General features: G+C 73.4%; 1 protein-coding gene. It reads right to left on the bottom strand.

The window, feature by feature from the left end; genetic code table 11:
* Nucleotides 1-296: 296 nt before the first annotated feature.
* Entirely contained in the window at nt 297-635 is a 339-nt protein-coding gene (locus F3J10_RS35885) for an STAS domain-containing protein (RefSeq protein ID WP_013691711.1), read from the bottom strand.
* Nucleotides 636-700 lie beyond the last annotated feature (65 nt).

The following is a 700-nucleotide window of genomic DNA, read 5'->3' as shown; positions in this document are numbered from 1 at the left end:
GCCGAGGCGGGCCGGGCCGCGCGCGTGCCGCCCCGGCGGCTGCCGGGCGCGCCGGGGCGACCGGAGAACCGGTTCCTCATACTGCGCAGATCGGGCCAGCGAACCATCGTGTCGTTCCTTGCGCGGCGCGCGGGTGACGGGTGCCGGGCCGCGCGTTCGCGACGGCCGGCGAGGACGGATCGTCATATCCGGAAGATTGCAGCACGGGTATCGGCGGAAAGTGTGGCGGGATCGTGAACCGCCCCGGCGGACGACGCGGCGCGCCCGGCGCCGCCTTCCGCCGCGGACCGGGGCGCTCAGGCGAAGGCGGCCAGCGCGTCATCGGTCGAGCCGTGCACGCTGAACACGCGATGCATGCGCATCAGCTCGAACAGCGCGTTGACCGGCTTGGTCATCGCGCACAGCTTGAAGTCGCCGCCGCGCCGGTGCGTCTCGCGCAGGCAGGCGATCAGCGCGCCGAGCCCGGAGCTGTCGACGAAGCTCAGCGAGGACATGTCGAACACGATGCGCGCCTCCTGGGCGAGCAGCGGCGCGATGGCGTCCTTGAAGGCCTGCACGTTGCCGGCATCGAGGTGCGCATCGGTCGGGCGGACCAGCAGCGGGCCGCCAGGGGCGGGGGTGGTCAACAATTCCATCGTGGGATCCTCGTGGGATGCAGGCGCGCCGGGGCTCGGGGAGCCGGGCGGCGCGTCCGGTCGGA

Origin of the sequence: Burkholderia sp. Cy-637, assembly GCF_011753175.1 — a bacterium.
Lineage (GTDB): Bacteria > Pseudomonadota > Gammaproteobacteria > Burkholderiales > Burkholderiaceae > Burkholderia > Burkholderia gladioli.
The sequence above is the reverse complement of the archived record's forward strand: the minus strand, read 5'-3'. Positions and strand labels throughout refer to the sequence as shown.